The 573-nt window shown below is 63.0% G+C and carries 1 protein-coding gene; it reads right to left on the reverse strand.

Features of this window, described 5'->3' with window-relative positions; translation table 11 throughout:
* Nucleotides 1–573: type VI secretion system Vgr family protein (locus G3O01_RS45040; protein WP_205814010.1), on the reverse strand; the 573-nt coding region annotated here is incomplete at both ends.

Genomic DNA, 573 nt, shown 5'->3' on the forward strand with positions numbered 1-573 from the left:
GCGTCGCGAACAGCATGATCGGTTCCTTGAACGCGTTCGCGTTGCCGGTTCCGCCGCCCGCTGTGTTGCCGCCGCTGCCGCTCGAACCCGCGACGCTATTCTGCGTCGCATCGCTGAACGATTTGAGTGCATCTGTGCCGTCTTTCAGCGACTCGGCCTGATGCGCCTCGCTCGCCGACGACATCGCATCGATCACGCTGTGCGAGTTCCCCAGTTGCGAGCGCGCCGCACTCGCGTCGAGCGGCTGGCTTGCCGTGCCATTCGACGGATGCGTCGACACATACAAACCTTGCGACGCGCGCACCGCGCCATAGGCATCCGATTTCAGATCGAAACCGCTGCCCAGATACGCGCCGCGCGTGTTGCCGTTTTGCGCGACCAGATAGCCGAGATGCAGGAACGAGTCCGCGCTGCTGCTGTAAAGCTGCACGCGGTTCTGGCCCGTTGCATCGTCCATCACCATCTGGTTGTAGCCGCTGCCCTGGTACTCTTTCGAGCGATAGCCCGACAGAATGCCGTTCGAATGCCATTGCGGCGTCTTCGCGCCGTTATAGACGCGCCCCGTGACGACAG

The organism is Burkholderia sp. Ac-20365, from assembly GCF_017104715.1.
Lineage (GTDB): Bacteria > Pseudomonadota > Gammaproteobacteria > Burkholderiales > Burkholderiaceae > Paraburkholderia.